A 2,500-nucleotide genomic window follows, 5' to 3' on the forward strand; every position below is an offset into this window, starting at 1 on the left:
AAGCCTGACGATGACCTACTCTCACATGGGGAATCCCCACACTACCATCGGCGATGTTGCGTTTCACTTCTGAGTTCGGCAAGGGATCAGGTGGTTCCACAACTCTATGGTCGTCAGGCAAACTGGCTTGGGTTGGTCTGGTCTTATGAGCCTTTCATCTCTTTTAAAGAGTGCTCTGCGCTGCCTGTTATCGCTGTTTGCCTTGGTCAGGTTCTGACCGGCGATAACCCCAAATAAGTCGGTAAAACATTCTGTAGTAATACACCGCAAGAACTGTATGTCTCTTCTCGCGCACAATCCACTGATCGTCTTCGATCAGTAAATCGTTAGTAACCATCTCTGTTGTATGGTCAAGCCGCACGGGCAATTAGTACTGGTTAGCTCAACGCCTCACAACGCTTCCACACCCAGCCTATCAACGTGGTAGTCTTCCACGGCCCTTTAGGACTCTCAAGGAGTCAGGGAAATCTAATCTTGAAGGAGGCTTCCCGCTTAGATGCTTTCAGCGGTTATCCCGTCCGAACATAGCTACCGGGCAATGCCACTGGCGTGACAACCCGAACACCAGAGGTTCGTTCACTCCGGTCCTCTCGTACTAGGAGCAACTCTTCTCAAATTTCCAACGCCCACGGCAGATAGGGACCGAACTGTCTCACGACGTTCTAAACCCAGCTCGCGTACCACTTTAAATGGCGAACAGCCATACCCTTGGGACCGGCTTCAGCCCCAGGATGTGATGAGCCGACATCGAGGTGCCAAACACCGCCGTCGATGTGAACTCTTGGGCGGTATCAGCCTGTTATCCCCGGAGTACCTTTTATCCGTTGAGCGATGGCCCTTCCATACAGAACCACCGGATCACTATGACCTACTTTCGTACCTGCTCGTCATGTCTGACTCGCAGTCAAGCGCACTTATACCATTATGCTCATTGCATGATTTCCGACCATGCTGAGTGCACCTTCGTACTCCTCCGTTACTCTTTGGGAGGAGACCGCCCCAGTCAAACTACCCACCATACACTGTCCTCGATCCGGATAACGGACCAGAGTTAGAACCTCAAACATACCAGGGTGGTATTTCAAGGATGGCTCCACTGCAACTGGCGTCACAGTTTCAAAGCCTCCCACCTATCCTACACAAATAGGCTCAAAGTTCAGTGCAAAGCTGTAGTAAAGGTTCACGGGGTCTTTCCGTCTAGCCGCGGGTACACTGCATCTTAACAGCGATTTCAATTTCACTGAGTCTCTGGTGGAGACAGCGTGGCCATCGTTACGCCATTCGTGCAGGTCGGAACTTACCCGACAAGGAATTTCGCTACCTTAGGACCGTTATAGTTACGGCCGCCGTTTACCGGGGCTTCGATCAAGAGCTTCGCATACGCTAACCCCATCAATTAACCTTCCGGCACCGGGCAGGCGTCACACCCTATACGTCCACTTACGTGTTTGCAGAGTGCTATGTTTTTAATAAACAGTCGCAGCCACCTGGTCACTTCGACCGGCCTCAGCTTAGGGAGCAAGTCCCATCACCAAAACCGGCGTACCTTCTCCCGAAGTTACGGTACCATTTTGCCTAGTTCCTTCACCAGAGTTCTCTCAAGCGCCTTGGTATTCTCTACCTGACCACCTGTGTCGGTTTAGAGTACGGTTCACAATTGCCTGAAGCTTAGAAGTTTTTCCTGGAAGCAGGGCATCAACCACTTCGTCTCTTAAAAAGAGACTCGTCATCAGCTCTCAGCCTTCTCAATAAAGAGTATGACCCGGATTTACCTAAGTCATAAGCCTACTACCTTAAACATGGACAACCAATCGCCATGCTGGCCTAGCCTTCTCCGTCACTCCATCGCAGCAATTGCAAGTACAGGAATATTAACCTGTTTCCCATCGACTACGGCTTTCGCCCTCGCCTTAGGGGCCGACTAACCCTGTCCCGATTAGCGTTGGACAGGAACCCTTGGTCTTCCGGCGGGGGGGTTTTTCACCCCCCTTGTCGTTACTCATGTCAGCATTCGCACTTGTGATACCTCCAGCAAACCTCACAGTTCACCTTCAGCGGCTTACACAACGCTCCTCTACCATGCTTAAAAAGCATCCGCAGCTTCGGTTATCAGTTTGAGCCCCGGTATATCTTCCGCGCGGGCCGACTCGACTAGTGAGCTATTACGCTTTCTTTAAAGGATGGCTGCTTCTAAGCCAACCTCCTAGCTGTCTGGGCCTTCCCACATCGTTTCCCACTTAACTGATATTTGGGACCTTAGCTGGCGGTCTGGGTTGTTTCCCTTTTCACGACGGACGTTAGCACCCGCCGTGTGTCTCCCGCGATTGCACTCCACGGTATTCGGAGTTTGCATGGGGTTGGTAAGTCGGGATGACCCCCTAGCCCAAACAGTGCTCTACCCCCGTGGGTGAGACGCGAGGCGCTACCTAAATAGCTTTCGAGGAGAACCAGCTATCTCCCGGCTTGATTAGCCTTTCACTCCGATCCACAGGTCATCTCC

General features: G+C 51.9%; 2 rRNA genes (1 of these 2 cut by a window edge). Both read right to left on the reverse strand.

Annotation, left to right across the window (positions count from 1 at the left end):
- Positions 1–2: 2 nt before the first annotated feature.
- A 5S ribosomal RNA gene (rrf, locus tag ACP15R_RS27235) occupies positions 3–118 on the reverse strand.
- Positions 119–346: 228 nt separating this feature from the next.
- Positions 347–2,500: ribosomal RNA gene (locus ACP15R_RS27240) — 23S ribosomal RNA — on the reverse strand (it continues 740 nt past the right edge of the window).

The organism is Microbulbifer sp. S227A, assembly GCF_049800935.1.